The organism is Paenibacillus sp. 01T422 (assembly GCF_056398785.1).
In genome coordinates this window covers 1-1769 of the sequence record NZ_JBFTQB010001120.1, presented here as the reverse complement: position 1 = coordinate 1769, position 1769 = coordinate 1, and the positions used below count along the sequence as shown (strand labels likewise).

Annotated in this window: 3 protein-coding genes; all 3 read right to left on the bottom strand. The window is 44.0% G+C overall.

Translation table 11 applies throughout. The features are described from left to right. On the bottom strand, positions 1–857 hold an 857-nt coding region (locus AC1DUA_RS36290), incomplete at its 3' end, for a selenium metabolism-associated LysR family transcriptional regulator (RefSeq protein WP_477504345.1). 110 nt (positions 858–967) lie between these two features. Then, on the bottom strand, positions 968–1405 hold the full coding sequence (locus AC1DUA_RS36285; protein WP_477504344.1) for a hypothetical protein: 438 nt from the start codon (positions 1403–1405) through the stop codon (positions 968–970). 211 nt (positions 1406–1616) lie between these two features. Beyond that, positions 1617–1769, bottom strand: a 153-nt coding sequence (locus tag AC1DUA_RS36280; protein ID WP_477504346.1) for a DUF2129 domain-containing protein, incomplete at its 5' end; no start/stop codon positions are given.

Genomic DNA, 1769 nt, shown 5'->3' with positions numbered 1-1769 from the left:
GATATAGGAAGCAGCGTGGAATTTAAATAGATCGCATAGAAGCTGCGTTCAAATCTGATATTCTCAATCGTTTTCACTTTAAACAGCCCTAAGGTCACTTCGTGCTTAACCGAAGACTGCGATAGGATGGAGATGCCAAGCCCCGCCTCTACGGCTGATTTGATAGCGCCTGTACTGCCAAGCTCCATGACAATCTTCATCGTGGAGCAATCCATGTTGCAGCGGGCGAATTCCTCTTCCATCACCCTTCTAGTCCCGGAGCCTTGCTCACGAAGCACGAATGGATATTTCAGCACTTCTTCGATTGTAACAACAGCCATATCTGCTAGGGGATGATCCGCTGGCACAATAAGCTTAAGCTCATCGCTTAGAATCGCTTCCGTATGAACATCCGGATGATGAATCGGCGCCTCAACAAGCCCGAAATTAAGCTGATGACCAAGGACCTCATCCAGAATCTGTGTGGTATTCATGACCTTCATGGAAACAGAGATGTTCGGGTAGTCTTTGCTGAATGGTCCAAGGAGACGAGGTAAAATGTATTCGCCCATCGTCAAGCTCGCGCCAAGCTGCAGCCGCCCTTCAATCATTTTGGTGAACCTAGACATCGCAACGTCCGTTTCCCTGATCAACTCAATGCTATTCTTAGCAAACGGCATCAGTGCTCTTCCCGCTTCAGAGAGCTCGATCTTCTTGGTGCTGCGGTGAAATAACTTCACGCCGAAATAATCCTCAAGGGATTGAACCTGCATCGTGACGGCAGGCTGGGTCATATGGAGCGCTCCGGCGGCATGTGAGAAACTTCCTTTTTCCGCAACGGTATAAAAAATGTGGAGTTGATGAAAATTAAGTGCCATGAAAACCCGCCTCTCTTTGCTACATTATATGAAATTGCGCACGCACAGTCCATTCAGACATAAAAAGAGCATGTCGCGAAGGACACGCTCTTGATCCAGCTATTATCCAGTTATCGGCGCTTGCGGCTGTTCTTGATCAACGTCATGCGCCGTGAATGCCTAAGCCAAGAATAATATGATTTCAAATCGCGGAGCTCCATGGTTTCGGACATTCTCCCGAGGAAGGTGACGATGATCATCTTATGCAGCGGATTGCCCACTAGATCTGTTTCATTCTCCAAGTTAGAAAACTCAGCAACGACAACAAGGTCATCATCAATCAGATAAACGTCCTCTTCATTTCGATAATAAGGGACGATGTTATCATTTTTAAGCTTTTCCCATAGAAAAGCGCAGATTTCCTCCAGTGAGTTGTTATCGCTAGAAACACGATCACTCCATCTCAGCTTCGCATGATTGGTGATCACGACATCCGCCACTTTCTYGTCACCCAGCTGCACGAAGAATGGTTCATAAGTACTCCATCTCCCCATTACTTTGTCTTTCATGATCACACCCCCTTTCCTACAAAAATGAGTCCGCGTACCTATTCCATGATTGTATGTAAGTTATAGTTTACTTGATTATAACTTTTTTTCCCATGTAAGAATATATAAAATTATTAATAAATATTTGTGAATTCATGAAAAAATGCTTATTATCTAAAAATTCAAAAAATAAAAAAAGCTTCTCCCGAAGCTTTCGTTTTGCACTACAGCCTCAAAGGGTGTAAAATCTAGTTTTGTCCGGCACATCACTACTGTATTCGGTTTTGATTTCGTTGCGATAAGATTTCTCTACTTTTTTGACGTATGGCAGCTTGAGCAAGCTGCGAGTCGTCTCTTCAACTTTACTTGCATGTATATAAAGAAC